Raw genomic sequence first — 17,075 nt, forward strand, 5'->3', positions numbered from 1 at the left:
TCGATTTCACTCACTAATTTAGTAATAATTTTAATGTGTTGCTATCACTCTATCAGGGTGATGGCTTTAAATTATTAAGTTACTGATACACTTAGAGGAAATATGAACCACATTTACAAAATCGTCTTTAACAAAGCCACAGGTACGATGACCGCCGTCTCCGAGTTTGCCCGTGGACACGGCAAGGGCAGTTTACGCACCAAGATATTTCGCCCTGTGGTGTTTCGTCTGTCGCTACTGGTAGTAGCCCTAGGACTGGCAGGCGCGGCACAAGCAAATGAAGAGAGCGAAACATCTTTAATATTGAATATGCAACATCAAGATGGAAGGGAAATTAATATATATATGAACCATATGACCGATCGTGTGGTTATTGGTAAAGCCGCTGCAGGGAAGGGAGAAAAATCCACAGTTGTCGGTGATAATGGTCAAGCCAGCGGTGAGCGAGCCACGGCTATTGGCTCGAATACCCATTCTTTTGGCAACCAAGCGACTCTTTTGGGTTATAATGCATTTACCCATGGCGACAACAGCACCGCCATCGCCGCCAATGCCGTCGCCAATGGCGTAGGTGCTATAGCGATGGGCAATGGGGCGCAAACAGGTGGCACTAAGCCTGCTCTAGGTGGACGAATTCAAACTCTAGACCCAGACCAAGGTGTTGAAAACGCCATTGCCATCGGTACACAAAGTAAAGTCAAAGCAAACAATGCCATAGGACTGGGTGCAAACACCCAAGCCAAGCAAGTGGGGGCGGTGGCACTAGGCAGTGGTTCGGTTGCTGATCGTGTAGGGTTGACTGTTGTAGGGTTGACTGCCATTACTACGGCTGATGTTGCTCAAAACAGCGTGTATTCGCCAACTGATACCACAGAAGATAACGCAGAGATTTTGGCAACCGTCAAAGGCACAAACAATGGTGCGGTATCAGTAGGTAATACCAACACAACCCGTCAAATCATCAATGTGGCCGCAGGCAGTGCCGACTCTGATGCGGTCAATGTGGCACAGTTAAAAGCCACGGCCGCCAAATACTTTGCCGATAAAGATTTGTCTGCTGACAAGCCTGCCACTGATAAAGCCACTGCCAAAACTATGGCTAATCGTGTGCTAGGAATTAAGGGTAAAGACACTGCTATAGAACTAGACCCAGACAAAGATAAAACCAACAAAGAACGTAAAAATACAAATAACATCACCACCACCCTTGATACTGCTAACAACACCGTCTCAGTGGAACTCAACTCGCATGTGAGGGGCTTGTCTAGCTTGCAGTTTGGTGATGGGGTGATTTACACTACAGAGAATACTGAAAAACAGCCTGGTATCACTATTGGTAATGCTAAGACAAAAGCCACTCATACCAATATCGCTATCGGTGATAATGCCCAAGCGATAATAAATAAAGATTCTTGGAACGAAGACGCCATTGCCATTGGTTCATATGCTAAGGCAGGTACTGATGATTATTATGTGGATCTCATAAGAAATGGTCACTTACACATTGACGAGATTCGAAATTTAGCTTATTTGGAGGAACTAAAAAAACAAAACAAGACGGAAGATGAGCTCACTTCAGAGGAAAAAAGAGGGATTTTGGTTGCTGCTTATGAAAAAGCCGACGAAGAGATTAAAAAGCTACCAAAAGGCAATACTCAAAAAGTTAAATCTGGGTTCGGAAGCATTGCGATTGGTGGGGGTTCATTAACCAATGGAGACGAAAGCATTGCGTTAGGCGCCCAAGCAATCGCTCAAAAACATCGTGCAATGGCATTGGGTCTTAATTCCGAGGCCTTCGGCGAGAGTAGCATTGCCTTTGGTGTAGACTCAGAAGCGGGGGGCTTGTTCTCTACCGCTTTAGGGGCTCGTGCACATGCAAATGCCAAAAGTGCCACCGCTTTGGGTGAAAGGGCAGAAGTAGCCCACGGTGCTACAGCTGGCACCGCATTGGGTGCGGGTGCTTATGTTTCAGTTTTAGGCGAATCTGGTACTGCCATCGGTACAGTAGCACAAGTTTATGCACAGGATAGCACGGCGGTTGGTTCAAATGCTCGAGCAAGAAAACAAGGTGCGGTCGCATTGGGTGCAAACTCTTTGGCAGATCGTGCTGGACTGACAGAAGGTGCAACCACCGCCAGCACCACAGCTGATGCCGCTCAAAACAGCGTGTATTCGCCAACCAATACCGAAGCAGATAATGCTGGTATTTTGGCAACCGTCAAAGGCACAGAAAATGGTGCAGTGTCGGTAGGTGCAACAGATGAAACCACTCGCCAAATCATCAATGTGGCCGCAGGCAGCGCCGACTCTGATGCGGTCAATGTGGCACAGTTAAAAGCGGTGGCAGGTACCCCTACTTACTTCCATGTCAATGATGGTACAGATACTCAAGAAGCGGGTGATCCTGATACTAACAAGGGCAGTATCAAATCCAAAGGCGGTGCTGTGGGTAGTAAGTCATTGGCCGCAGGTGTAAATGCAAAAGCCAGTGTTCAAGAATCTACAGCTGTTGGTTATGAAGCCATAGCTGCTCGAGAGGGTAGTGCTTTTGGTGCTTCGGCCAAAGCAACTGGTTTACAATCCTCTGCTTTTGGTATTAGGGCTAATGCTACTGGCAACGCCGCCGCTGCATTTGGCAGTGATAGCAAGGCTTCGGGTGCTCAAACAGTTTCTATTGGTTATGCTACTGTTGCTGATGGTGATGGGGCAACAGCATTAGGTAATTACACTAATGCTAATGGCTATGGGTCAATCGCGATTGGTAGTGTAACAAACGCTAAAAAAATATATAGCACAGTGGTTGGCTCAAGAAGTACTGTAGAAGGGGCTAATTCAGGGATATTTGGTTCAAATTCTGTTGTAAAAAGTGAAAAATCTTATACAAGCGGTGTTAATAATGTCGTCGGTGCAACCTCTAATAATGTGGGTGCATTTGGTAACAATAACCAAATTGGTGCAATGACCACTTTTGATACTGAGGGTACGCTCAAAGAGCCTGTAGAATTAACTAGCGAAGTTGATGCTTCAGGTTCTCGTGTGATTGGTAATTATAACATTATTACCAGCCAAAATACTTATGTGCTAGGTAGTGGTATTAATAGTAAAAACAAATATACTAAAGTTGGCGATACTGTTGCTAACTCCGTTTATCTGGGAGATAACAGCACTGCACGTGCCACCGCAGGCTTGAACTATCTGCCTAATAGCGATCAAGTTGGTGCGACCACCACAGGAGGTGTTGGTGCACTTAAAGTAATGCCAATCGTTGGTGAATCTGGTACTCTAGAATTTAGAGGAGCTTTTGCGGGCAATAATGCAGTAGGTGTGGTTTCTGTGGGTGCCAGTGGTGCGGAGCGTCGTATTCAGAATGTGGCAGCAGGCGAACTTAGTGGACAAAGCACCGATGCCGTCAATGGCAGTCAGCTACATAATGCCTATACTATGATTGCTGATATAGCAGCTGCGGCCAAAGTTGAAGAAGGCCTTGGTATCAAAGTAGATGACCAACAACAACCCAACGGCTCAACCATATCTACCGTATCTGTCAAAGTTGATGATAAAACCATTAAGATAAATGGCGAAGGTCAGCTGTATGCGGAAGTTGGTGGTGGTGCTGATGTCAATACTTATTTCCATTATAATGATCATACAAATCAAGAAGCAGGCGATGCAACTACCAACTATGGTGGTATTAAAACCGCAAGCGGTGCCTTAGGGCAACATTCATTGGCGGCAGGTCGTGGTGCAAAAGCCAGTGTTAAATATTCTACAGCAGTGGGCTATGAAGCCATAGCTGAGCAAGAAAGTAGTGTATTTGGTGCTTCGGCTAAAACAACTGGCTTGCAAGCTTCTGCTTTTGGTTTTAGGGCCACAGCTGATAAAAACGCTACGGCATTTGGTGGTGATGCTAAGGCTTTGGGTAATCAAGCTAATGCTATTGGTTATGGTACTACTGCTAATGGGGGAGCAACTGCATTAGGTGCCTATTCTCAAGCTACTGGAAACACGTCAATCGCCATTGGTAATGTAACAAAAGCTACAGAAACTTATAGCATAGCGATCGGTCCAAGAAGCGTTGTAGAAGGGAGTTATTCAGGGGCGTTTGGTGCAAATTCTGTTGTAAAAGGTGGAAAATCTTATACAAGCGGTATTAATAATATCGTCGGTGCAACCTCTAATAATGTGGGTGCATTTGGTAACAATAACCAAATTGGTGCAATCACGACTTATAGAAATGATGGTTCTATCCAGGAACCTACAAATTTAACTGAACAAGTTACTGTTTCTGGTTCCCATGTGATTGGTAATAACAATATTATTACCAGCTCAAATACTTATGTACTGGGTAGCAGCATTAATAATAAAGGTAACTATACCAAAATTGGAGGTACTGTTTCTAACTCCGTTTATCTGGGAGATAACAGTAGCGTGCGTGCTGATCAAGGCAAGAACTATTTGCTTAATAGCGATGCCGAGGGCGACACCACCACAGGCGGTGCAAAAGGGATGGTAAATAATGCCATCGTAAACGGCATAACATACAGCGACTTTGTGGGCAAAACAGCGGTAGGTGCGGTGTCTGTTGGTGCAAGTGGTGCAGAACGCCGTATTCAGAATGTGGCGGCTGGTGAGATATCGGCTACCAGTACCGATGCGATTAACGGCAGTCAGTTGCACAATACCATCAATACAGGGCATTGGAAGCTACAAGCAAACAGCATGCCAGTAGAGAACATACACTGGGGCGATACGGTTAATTTCACTTCATCAGATAAAACGGTTGTCATCACCTCTAAGACAGAAGACACCACCAGCACGCTTGATTTGTCGGTCAATACCGATGACACAACCATTAACAAGGCTACAGATGGAAAATTAAAAGCCATCACCACCGCTGTTACTGCTACTGGCAATGTAACCGACAACACAAAGCCAACCTTTACTGCTACTACTGGTTCAGCATTGGTTACAGGTGAGACTTTGGCAAACACCGCCAATACTTTGACCCAAGAAGGCTTGAACTTTACTGGCAATAACAATGCGTTCAATGTACACCGTGATTTGGGTAGTCAGCTTGTCATCAAAGGTGGCGCTACTGGCTCGGTAAGCGACAAAAACACCTATGTGGAAGCGACCAATGACGGCTTGATTGTCAAAATCGCTGAAAACCCAGAATTTACAACCGTTACCGCCACCAATAGCCTTGTCATCGGTAATGGTAATACCACCACTTTAACCTCAACGCTAAATGGTCTTGATGTTGGCGGAGACAAAATCACCAATGTCAAAGCAGGTGAAAACCCAGCTGATGCTGTCAATAAATCACAGTTAGATGCTGCTAAGACTACAGTTGTAGGTAATGGACCTGTAACAGTCACCCCTGGGACTCCTAACGCCAACGGCACCACTTACACCGTCAGCGTAGAGACGACAACACCACAGGTTGCTCGTGGTAATGTGACTGTGACTGAAACAGATAAAAATAAACTCATGACCGCAGGCAACATTGCAACCGCCATCACTGATAGCGAAAAAACATCGTCTGTTGTATCAGGTGATACAGCCTTTGTAACTGTAAACCCAGGTAATGAAATAAATGGCAATACTGAATATACGGTTGGTTTAGCTCAAGGTGTTAAAGACAGCCTGAAAAAAGCAGACACAGCCGTCCAAAGCTTTACCACAGCGGTGAATAGTACAACAGTTGATACCATTGACAAAGACAATAAAGTCATTAACTTTGTAAATGGTAATGTAACCACTGCAACCAACAAAAATGATGACATTACCTTTGATGTCAATGTCGATGGCACTACCATCAAAGTAGAAGGTGATAAGCTAACAGCCAACACCACCACAATCACATATGCCAACAATGATGGAAGGGTCGATACTCCAGCAGATGGCAATGCATTGGCTAAAGCAAGCGATGTCGTTAATGCCATCAATAACGCTGCTTGGAAAGCTAAATCGGGCGGTAATAAGGCTAATGGCGACCAAGATACTGCTGAGTCTATCAAAGCAGGTGATGAAGTTGAGTTTGTTGCAGGTGATAACCTAACTGTCAAGCGTACTGGTAAGACCTTTGAATTTGCCACCACCAAGACCCCAATCTTTACATCAGTTCAATTTGATGAAAAGGGTCCTAAGATCCAAAATGACAATGGCAACATAAAAGTTAGCAACGAAAATGGCGATCCTACCAAAATCACCAATGTCAAAGCAGGTGAAAACCCAACTGATGCTGTCAATAAATCACAGCTAGATACTGCTCAAAAAGCTGCAACCACTAAGGTGGAAGGCGACCAAGGCGTATTGGTAACTGATAAGAAAAATACTGATGGCAGCACCACTTATACTGTTGCTGTTAAAACTGATGACAATACCATTGTCAAAGACCTAGCCACAGGAGCAATCAAAGCCAATACAGGTACAATCGCTGCCAATAATACAGGTAAAGTTACCCCAACTATAGGCGATGAAAATAAAGTAGCGACCGTTACTAATGTGGCTAGTGCGATTAACAACTCTGGCTTTAATGTAATCGGTGCAGGCAACATAGCAGATGGTGCTAATCCTTTTGCCAATCAACTTATCAAGCCAAGCAATACCGTTACCCTAGAAGCGGGCAAAAACCTAACCGTAGCCCAAGAGGGCGGTAAGTTTACCTTTGCCACCAAAGACGATGTGGATTTTAACACCGTCAGCACTCAATACTTGCTTGCCAAAAACGCAGGCGTGCAAAATCTTATCGTGCCTGTTAGTTACGACCCGATAACCAACAAGCTACAAAACATTGCTATCAATAAAGATGGTATTGATATGGCAAATATGCCTATTATCAATCTACAAAGTGGTGTAGGTAGTACTTATCAAAATCCACAAGCACCTACCGATGACGAAAAACAAGCGATTGCCAAAAAAGTCAACGAAGCCAAAGGCGACCAACTTGGCAATGCGGTCAATGTCGGTGATTTGCAAGCTGTGGCGAATAGTGCAGGATTTAACCTTGCAATTAGCCAAGGTGCAGGCACGGCAACTGGCACTACTGCTAATAAATTTATCAAATCAGGCAATAAGGTAGATTTTAAAGCTGATAAAGGCATTAAACTTAGCAAAGTCGATACAAATGATGGTGCTCAAATCGCCATTGAACTTGATGACGCGACTAAACAAAGCCTGACAAAAGCTGATACCGCCATGCAGAGCTTTAAAACGCAAGTCAATGGTGTAAGCGAAGTCCAAATTAAAAACGATGGCGTAGTCAACTTTGCCAATGGCACAGGTACAACGGCCCAGCGCCAAGGTAATGGTATTACCTTTAATGTCACCAAAGCCACCTTAACCACCAATGCTGATAATACAGTCACTGCCGACAATAAAGGCGATGCCTTTGCTACCGCCCAAAATGTGGCAAATGTGATCAACAATGCTGTTGCTACTACTTCGCTGACCAGCAGTAAGACAGGCAGAGTGTATGACCCTGCTGACCCTGACAAATTGGTCAAAGCAGGCGATATTGTTGATGCCATCAACAACTCAGGCTTTACCCTAAATGCCAACTATGAGCAAGATGGTCAAAAAATCAATAATGGTGGTAGCGTCAACTTCGTAGATGGTCAAAACATCGCCATCACACGAGACGGCAACAAAATCACGGTAGCAACCAAAGATGATGTGAGTTTAAAGTCAGCCAGCTTTAGCGATGGTGCAGGCAATCAAGCTGCGATTACAGGTTCAGGCGTTATTGTCAGCACGCCTCACAACGCAAATAATCCTGTGACCTTAACCGCCAATGGTCTTAGCAACGGTGGCAACAAAATCACCAATGTGGCTAATGGTGCCAATACCCAAACGATTAACACCACAGGGACAGGCACACAAGCACCATCTACTTTGCTTGACTTGTCAAACAACAGCCAAGACGGCAATGTGGCTACCGTGGGCGATTTGAAAAACTTAGGCTTTGTGGTTTCTGCTCAAGATGGCTATAAAGACACGGTCACAAACGCCCAAGAAGTCAAATTCACGGGCATCAATGGTGCTGTGGTTAAAGGCAAGACTCAAGGTGATGTGCGTGAAATCACCATCGAAGTTAATGCTCAAAGCACGGTAGAAAGCGCTCAAACTCCTGTGGTCTATACCGATGAAAATGGCAACAAACTGGTCAAATCTATCGACGGCAACTTCTATCCAGCAGGTACGGTGTTTGATGCTCAAGGTAGACCAACAGGGGCTAGTGCAAATGTTCAGCCTGTAACCAATGTTGTTGCCAGCCTAAACAACGCCCAAGGCAACACCACTGCTCCAATGGCACTAAAAAATGTGGCAAGCAACCTTGTGGCAGTCAATAATGTCGACGATGCCCAACCTGCTGCCAACAGCCCTGACAATCTGGCAAGCAAGCTAAGCAACGCTGCCACTGTGGGCGATGTATTAAACGCAGGGTGGACAATCCAAAACAATGACACTGACATTGATGCCATCAACCACGGCAACAAAGTCAACTTCATTGATGGCACAGGCACCACCGCTTTGGTTACCTCTGATGGTGTAACAAGTAACGTGCAGTTTGATGTTGAAACCGACAACACGACTATCAAGGTAGAAGGTGGTAAACTTACCGCTAATACCACCACGCTTACCCAAGACCCTATCAGCCAAGGCAAAGTGCTAACCCCACAAAACGATGACGCCAAAAAACTGGTCAATGCAGGCGATATTGCCAATGCCATTAACAATTCTGGCTTTAATTTGTCAGTAAACACAGGCGCTAACAAATCACTGGTCAAGGCAGGCGAAAGCGTTGATTTAAGTAACACCGACAACAATATCGTAGTTAGCAAGCAAGGCAACAACATCATTCACAATCTTGCCGATACTATAAATGTTACAGGCGTTAATATTAAAGGCGGTAATGTCAGTCTAACCAATACTGGGTTGAATAACGGCGGTAACAAAATTACCAATATTGCAGATGGTAAAGACGATACCGACGCAGTGAATGTCAGCCAGTTAAACACCAAGTTTGCAGGCTCAAAAGAAAAAGTTACATCAACCAACAAAACGCTAACAGTAACTCAAGCAACCGACCCAGTTACCCAAGCGACCACTTTTGATGTTGCGGTAAACACAGGCAATAGCTTGACGGTAAATGCCCAAACAGGTGCGATTGATGTTAAAACTGATGACAATACCATTGTCAAAGACCCAGCCACAGGAGCAATCAAAGCCAATACAGGTACGATGACAGCAGGCAATCAAGGCGTTGTAAACTCAACTCCAAACGATGGCAACAAGCTTGCCACGGTTGACAATGTGGTCAATGCCATTAACAATGCAGGGTTTGTGGTAACATCAGGCAATACAGGCACAGGCACGCAGTCAGGCACCAAAACCGATACGCTCATCAAAGCAGGTCAAAAAGTTACTTATTTGGCAGGTAACAACCTAGATGTCAAACAAGACGGTGCCAATTTTACCTTTGCCACCAAAGACGATGTAGAATTTAAGACGGTCAAAATTGGCGACACTACATTGAGCAGTCAAGGCACTACTTTAACGATTGGCAACACTCCTGCCACTCCTGCCACACTTCAAAATGGCACAATGACGATGCAAGGCGGTACACAGCTTGTCAATGTTGCCAGTGCAGGCGATATTAAAGATGTAAATAACGCCTACAATGCGGTCAATGCAGGCGACCTAAACAATGCGGTCAATGCTCTAAATACGCAAATTACCACTGCCCAAAATGCCTCTACCGAGACGGTGGTGTCAAAAGACGGCTCTATCAGCGTTACCCATCAAGCTCAAGCAGGAAAAGGCAATGAGTTTAATTTGTCGGTCAATACCGATGGCACGACCATTACCAAAACTCCAAATGGCAAACTTACCGCCAATACCACCACGCTTGCCACGACCCCCACAGGTGCTGTTACAATCAATAGTATCAATGACGCAGGCAAACTGGTCAATGCAGGCGATATTGCTACCGCCATTAACAAAGCAGGCTTTACCCTAACCACTTCAGCCAGTGAAGGGGTGGTCAAAGGCACCAGCAACGAGTTGATTGGTGCAGGCAAAGCAATTGCGATTGATGCAGGCAAAAACATTGCCATTACCCAAACAGGCGGACAAGTCAGCATTGCCACCAAAGACGATGTGGAGTTTGCGACTGCAAAAATTGGCGGTAATGTCAATATTGCTAATAATAGCGTATCGGTTGGTAACATTACATTGACCAATGACCCAATCAGCGTAAACAATCAGAATGTCAATAATGTCAATGAAGCCATCAATCAAGTGGCAACGCAAGCTTACAAGCCTTTGACTTTTGCAGGCGATGTGGGTAACTTTGAGCGTAAGCTTGGCGAAACCATCGCTGTCAAAGGGGGCAATACAGGGGCGTTGTCCGACAACAACATTGGCGTAACTGCCAACCAAGACACCTTGACCGTCAAACTGGCTAAGGATTTAACAGGTCTTAGCAGTGCAAGCTTTACTGACAATGCAGGAAACAAAACGGTCGTAAACGGTGCAGGTGTGGTCATTACGCCTGTCAATAATAACAACCCTGTTAGCTTGACCAATACAGGTCTAGATAACGGTAACAACAAAATCACCAATGTGGCTAATGGTGCCAATACCCAAACGATTGCCACCACAGGGACAGGCGTTGCACCAAATGCAACCTTGCTCAATCTTGACAACAGCCAAAACGGCAATGTGGCTACCGTGGGCGATTTGAAAAACTTAGGCTTTGTGGTTTCTGCTCAAGACGGCTATAAAGACACGGTCACAAACGCCCAAGAAGTCAAATTCACAGGCATCAATGGTGCTGTGGTTAAAGGCAAGACCGAAGGTGGTGTGCGTGAAATCACCATCGAAGTTAATGCTCAAAGCACGGTAGAAAGCGCTCAAACCCCAGTGGTTTATACCGATGAAAACGGCAATAAACTGGTCAAATCTATCGATGGCAACTTCTATCCAGCAGGTACGGTGTTTAATGCTCAAGGCAAACCAACAGGTATTAGTGCAAATATTCAACCAGTAACCAATGTTGTTGCCAGCCTAAACAATGCCCAAGGCAGTACCACCGCCCCAATGGCACTAAAAAATGTGGCAAGCAATCTGGTGGCAGTAACCAACACCCACGATGCCCAACCTGTTGCCAACAGCCCTGACAATCTGGCAAGCAAGCTAAGCAACGCCGCCACTGTGGGCGATGTATTAAACGCAGGGTGGACAATCCAAAACAATGACACTGACATTGATGCCATCAACCATGGTAACAAAGTCAACTTTGTTGACGGTAATGTCACCACCGCAACAGTCACCACTGATGGTAAAACCTCTAAGATTCAGTATGATGTAAAGGTTGATGATGACACCATCAAGGTGGAAGATGGTAAGCTTAAAGTCAATAAAGCGGCGATTGATACCAACACGGTGACTGTCTTGATCGATAGTGACACTACAACGGTGTCGGTAGATAATGCCAATATAGCCAACCCTGTCTATAAAGTGCAGGTGAATAAAGCAGGTTTGAATAAAACCAATACCGACAATCCAGAGGCTGATAACATCACCTTAACGAATGCAGGTAAAGTGGTTGCCCCAACCAATGACACCCACGCACAAAACAGCTTTGTGACCGCTCAAACATTAACCGATGTGGTGAATAACACAGGCTTTGTGGCCACGTCAGGCGTAGAGGGTACAGGTCAGCAGTTGGGTGCTAAAGCCAACACACTCATTAAATCAGGTGAGACAGTTACCTATAAAGCAGGCGACAACCTAAGCGTGAAGCAAGAGGGAGCCAACTTCACCTTTGCCACCAAAGAGAATGTTAAATTCACTACCGTCACCACAGGTAACACGGTGATGGATAACACTGGCATCAGCATTAATAATGGTGCAGCAGGCAAACCAGTCAAACTCACTAAAAATGGTTTGGATAATGGTGGTAATACCATTAAGAATGTTCAAGAAGGTGTTAACGAGACTGATGCAGTGAATGTGGCTCAGCTAAAGAAAGCCATAGGTGGTGCGACTACGCAAATTGCTGAAGGCAAAAATGTGATTGTTAAAAACGAAAAGGGTGCTGATGGCCAAGCTGTTTATACCGTGCATTCAGATAGCTCAAAGGTTACTCAAGGTGATGGTATTGTAGTTACACATACAGTAGAAAGTGATGAAAATGGCGTAAAAACTAACGACTACAAAGTTGCTTTGTCTGAAGCTACTAAAAATCAGCTTAAGAAAGAAGAGTCAGTAACTAGCCAAGATACTAACTTATTGGTGGATAATACAACGACTAATGAAACAGGAGCTAAAGAGTACAAACTAACCTTAAACAAAAAAATTGATTTAACCGCAGAAGGTTCACTGACCATTGGTGATTCTAAGTTAGATAAAGAAGGTTTAACTATTAAAGGTGGACCAACTGTGAAAAAATCTGGTATTGACGCAGGTAGTAAGAAGATCACTAACGTGAAAGATGGTGAGATTCGTGCAGGTAGCAAAGATGCAGTAAACGGTGGTCAATTACAGAGTGAATTAGATAACATCGGTTGGGATCTCGCTGTTGGCGGCAATACTGCTAAAGATTCAGAACAGGGATCTAAAAAGGTAAAAAATAAGGGGAAAGTAACGGTTTCTGGCGGTAAAAATATGGTTGTTTCACGTAAAGACTCAACAATTGAACTTGCCACTTCAAGTACTCCTGAATTTGACACCGTGAAAGTAGGCAATACTACTATCAGTTCATCTATTGCACAAGATGGTGTAAATGAAGTGAAGATTAGTGGTGCTAAGAATGCTCAAACACGCATTACAAATGTTGCTCCAGGTCTGAAAGGCACAGATGCAGTGAATGTAAACCAGTTAAATCAAGTGAAAAATGACATCGGTAATCTAAGTCGTAAAGTAGATAAAATTGATCGACGTGTACGGGGTATAGGTGCGAGTGCAGCAGCATCATCTGCTCTACCGCAAGTTTATCTTCCTGGTAAATCAATGATTGCCGCAGCAGGCGGTACTTACGATGGTGCAACAGCAGTCTCTGTAGGTTATTCAAAGGCAAGTGATAATAGTAAACTTATCTTGAAATTACAAGGTACTGCAACCAGCGAAGGAAACTTGTCTGGTGGTGTTGGTGTAGGTTACCAATGGTAATTTAGCTAGGTGATATTAAACCTTTCCAATAAATAATAAAGTTGAGTGTGTAATGCACTCAACTTTTTTGTTTTCTGTTTGTCATCACGTTGAAAATGAATGACCATTTGCAAAAAAATTGTAAAAAAAGACCGCTTATTTAACCAATAAGCCTAGTCAAATGATTACCAAATAGGTACAATCTTCAACTTGCATTTTTGAGTGAAAGTGCGATTTTATTTTGGAGATATTTATGTCGTGGAAAGAATCAGGTAATCAACAAGATCCTTGGGGTAAGCCCGGTCAGAATAGAACGGAGCAAAAGCCAGAACAACAAGAACCGCAAGATCAGGCAACTGAACAAGATCCTAGAAATAACCAAAGAAATGAACAGCAGCCTCCTGATTTAGAAGAAGTTTTCAGTAGTTTATTGAAAAAAATGGGTGGCGGTAAAGGGCCTAATAAAGGTGCAAATAATCAAAATAATCCAGGTTTGGGTAAATTTTTTCCCTATATTTTAGGGCTTGCCGCAGTGATTTGGGCGGGTTCTGGTTTTTATACCGTACAAGAAGCTGAGCGTGGAGTGGTGACCCGCTTAGGTAAGCTAGATAGCATTGTAATGCCAGGTTTGAACTGGAAACCAACGTTTATTGACTCAGTCCAGCGTGTAAATGTAGAGCGTGTAGTTGAATTGAATACTAATGGCTCAATGCTTACTCAAGATGAAAATATGGTGCAGGTTGAAATGACGGTGCAATATCGTGTGGAAGATCCTGCTAAATATCTGTTTAGTGTAAATAATCCTGACGATAGCTTAAAACAAGCAACTGATAGTGCCCTGCGTTATGTGATTGGTCATATGACAATGGATGAAATTTTAACTACAGGCCGTGCAACAGTGCGAGAAAGAACCTGGGCAACTTTGCGTGAAATCATTAAAACCTATGATATGGGCTTGTTGGTTACCGATGTAAACTTTCAATACGCTCGTCCTCCAGAGGAAGTGAAAGCTGCATTTGATGATGCAATTAAAGCGCAAGAAGATGAACAACGTTTAATTCGTGAGGCAGAAGCCTATGCAAGAGGCGAAGAGCCTATTGCTCGAGGGCAGGCACAGCGTGCAATTGAACAAGCCCAAGCTTATAAAGAAGCGGTTGTATTAAATGCGAAAGGGGAAGTGGAGCGTTTAATTAAATTATTGCCTGAATATAAAGCCTCGCCAGAAATAATACGTGAGCGTTTATATATCCAAACAATGGAAAAAGTGATGAAAAATACACCAAAAGTGGTGATGGATTCAGCAGGTAATAATTTGAATGTTCTTCCGTTTGATAAATTAATGAATTCTTCTGCGAGAACTGAGCAAGTGGTTTTACAGCCGCAAATAATTCAGCCACAAGTTGTTGAACCGCAAACGCAACCAAAAGTTGTTCAGCCGAAGGTAGAAATCAAACAAGATCAAATACGTAAAGGGAGATTTTAATAATGCGTAAATTATTATTGCCTGTACTTTCAGTGATCGCTTTTATTGTGTTGCAATCAGTTACGATTGTAAATGAAGGAGAGCGTGGCATTATGTTGCGTTTTAATAAAGTACAGCGTGATCACGAGCAAAAAGTGGTGATTTATCAGCCAGGATTACATTTTAAAATACCATTTATTGATAGTTTAAAAGTACTAAATGCTCGTATTCAAACCTTAGATGGTCAAGAAGATCGTTTTGTGACGATTGAGAAAAAAGACCTATTAGTTGATTCTTATGTGAAATGGCGAATCAGTGATTTTGGTCAGTTCTATACCTCAACAGGTGGCGATTATCAAAAAGCATCAGACTTATTACGCCGTAAAGTGAGCGATCGCCTGCGTTCAGAAATTGGTTCTCGTACGATTAAAGATATTGTGTCTGGCTCTCGTGGTGAGCTGATGGCAGGTGCGCATAAAGCCTTAAATACAGGCGAAGATGGTGCAGAGCGTTTAGGGATTGAAGTGGTTGATGTGCGTGTAAAACAAATTAACTTACCGAATGAAGTTTCTTCCTCAATTTACCAACGTATGCGTGCTGAGCGAGATGCGGTAGCGCGTGAGCATCGCTCACAAGGGAATGAAAAAGCAGAGATTATTCGTGCAGAAGTGGATAAAAAAGTGGTGTTAATTTTAGCTAATGCGAATAAAACTGCCCAAGTCCTGCGAGGCGAAGGTGATGCAGAGGCTGCTAAGCTCTACATTAACGCATTTGGTAATGAATCCGACTTTTATCGTTTTGTGCGTAGCTTAAAAGCGTATGAAGAGAGCTTTGCAGAAGGGCAAAATAATATGATGTTGTTAAAGCCAAATAGCGAATTTTTACGCTTTATGCAAGCACCAACAAAATAGCTGTATCTATAAAACCCGATCTTGTATCGGGTTTTTGATTTTCCGATCTGTTAGCGTTACAAGCGGTTCAATTTTTATCAAATTTTGCATACGCGTAATAACGTAATAAGTAAAAAATCATAAATTTTTGACCGCTTATCAGATTAGGCTGTAATAGATCGTCATTATTTATTCTAACTAAAGGGGCATTTATGGGTAAAAGTGTTGCTATTCTTGGCGCTCAATGGGGCGATGAGGGTAAAGGAAAAATTGTAGATTTATTGACCGATCGTGTTAAATATGTCGTGCGTTATCAAGGTGGTCATAATGCAGGCCATACGCTTATTATTGATGGTGAAAAAACGGTTCTTCGCCTTATTCCATCAGGTATTTTACGTGATAATGTAACCTGCCTAATCGGCAACGGCGTGGTACTTTCACCTGAAGCGTTGATGAAAGAAATGGGTGAATTGGAAACGCGTGGTATTAATGTGCGTGAGCGTTTAAAAATTTCTGAGGCTTGCCCGCTGATTCTCCCTTATCACGTTGCGATGGATAATGCACGAGAGGGGGCACTTGGTAAAAATAAAATTGGCACAACAGGGCGTGGAATTGGACCAGCGTATGAAGATAAGGTAGCTCGACGTGGATTGCGTGTGAGTGATTTATTCGATAAAGCACATTTTGCGGAAAAATTAAGAGATATTTTAGACTACTATAACTTCCAGTTAGTTAATTACTACAAAGTGGAAGCAATCGATTACCAAAAAACGTTGGATGACGTTTTTGCAATTGCAGAGGTGATTACAGGAATGGTGGCTGATGTCACAACCTTGCTTTACGAAGCTCGTGAAAATGGCGATAACATATTATTTGAAGGTGCCCAAGGTACAATGCTAGATATTGACCACGGTACTTATCCATTTGTTACCAGCTCAAACACGACGGCTGGTGGTGTGGCAACTGGTTCTGGCTTTGGTCCTCGTCATTTAGACTATGTACTTGGCATCATCAAAGCCTACTGTACTCGTGTAGGGAGTGGTCCTTTTACCACGGAATTATTTGACGATGTTGGTGCAGAAATTGCATATAAAGGAAAAGAATTTGGTGCAGTGACAGGTCGTCCTCGTCGCTGTGGCTGGTTTGATGCGGTGGCTGTTCGCAGAGCGGTACAAATCAACTCTATTTCTGGTTTTTGTATGACTAAATTGGATGTGTTAGACGGCTTCAAAGAGTTAAAAATTTGTGTTGCCTACAAAATGCCAAACGGTAAAATCGTGGAGTATGCACCACTTGCAGCAAGAGACTGGGAAGGCATAGAGCCAATTTATGAAACGATGCCAGGCTGGTCTGAGAATACGTTCCGTGTAACTAAGCGTGAAGACTTGCCACAAGCTGCATTAAATTATATTAAACGTATTGAAGAATTAGTGGGTGTGCCTGTCGATATTCTTTCAACAGGACCAGACCGTGTAGAAACAATGATTTTACGTGATCCATTTGCAGCATAATCAATGGAAAGAAGCTCGCATAAAGCGAGCTTTCTTTTATCTATTTAAGTTGGA

Annotated in this window: 4 protein-coding genes; all 4 read left to right on the forward strand. The window is 43.5% G+C overall.

The features are described 5' to 3' along the window. The first annotated feature begins 102 nt into the window (after positions 1 to 102). Positions 103 to 13,179, forward strand: coding sequence for a YadA-like family protein (locus tag GM698_RS08035; protein WP_209289232.1), 13,077 nt, complete (start codon positions 103 to 105; stop codon positions 13,177 to 13,179). A 232-nt stretch (positions 13,180 to 13,411) separates the two neighbouring features. Beyond that, complete coding sequence (gene hflK / locus GM698_RS08040) at positions 13,412 to 14,641, forward strand: FtsH protease activity modulator HflK (protein WP_209289233.1); 1,230 nt, start codon at positions 13,412 to 13,414, stop codon at positions 14,639 to 14,641. 2 nt (positions 14,642 to 14,643) lie between these two features. Continuing rightward, a complete protein-coding gene (gene hflC, locus GM698_RS08045; protein ID WP_209289234.1) occupies positions 14,644 to 15,531 on the forward strand; it encodes a protease modulator HflC in 888 nt (295 codons plus the stop codon). 191 nt (positions 15,532 to 15,722) lie between these two features. Continuing rightward, complete coding sequence (gene purA / locus GM698_RS08050) at positions 15,723 to 17,021, forward strand: adenylosuccinate synthase (protein WP_209289235.1); 1,299 nt, start codon at positions 15,723 to 15,725, stop codon at positions 17,019 to 17,021. Positions 17,022 to 17,075: the final 54 nt, after the last annotated feature.

It is taken from the genome of Mannheimia sp. ZY171111 (assembly GCF_017750945.1).
GTDB classification, from domain to species: domain Bacteria; phylum Pseudomonadota; class Gammaproteobacteria; order Enterobacterales; family Pasteurellaceae; genus Mannheimia; species Mannheimia pernigra.

Coding starts and splice junctions, on each gene's coding strand:
- GM698_RS08035 (WP_209289232.1), top strand. CDS start 103: ATGAACCACATTTACAAAATCGTCTTTAACAAAGCCACAGGTACGATG.
- hflK (WP_209289233.1), top strand. CDS start 13,412: ATGTCGTGGAAAGAATCAGGTAATCAACAAGATCCTTGGGGTAAGCCC.
- hflC (WP_209289234.1), top strand. CDS start 14,644: ATGCGTAAATTATTATTGCCTGTACTTTCAGTGATCGCTTTTATTGTG.
- purA (WP_209289235.1), top strand. CDS start 15,723: ATGGGTAAAAGTGTTGCTATTCTTGGCGCTCAATGGGGCGATGAGGGT.